Below are 201 nucleotides of genomic sequence, written 5' to 3' on the forward strand. Positions count from 1 at the left end.
GGCGTCGGGTCCGGTGTCGTTCATGCGTGGTGCGGACGCGTCGGCGGGGACGATCAAGTCCGGTGGTGCGACGCGTCGGGCGGCGAAGATGGTCGTGCTGGACGTGGACCACCCGGACGTGGAGGAGTTCATCGAGACCAAGGCGCGGGAGGAGGACAAGGTCCGCGCGTTGCGGGACGCCGGGTTCGACATGGACCTGGG

1 protein-coding gene is annotated in these 201 nt (G+C 69.7%); it reads left to right on the plus strand.

The features are described from left to right. The coding region (locus tag KZQ38_RS35755) for a ribonucleotide reductase barrel domain-containing protein (RefSeq protein ID WP_219448456.1) at positions 1-201 on the plus strand (201 nt) is incomplete at both ends.

It is taken from the genome of Saccharothrix obliqua, from assembly GCF_019375475.1.
GTDB lineage: Bacteria > Actinomycetota > Actinomycetes > Mycobacteriales > Pseudonocardiaceae > Actinosynnema > Actinosynnema obliqua.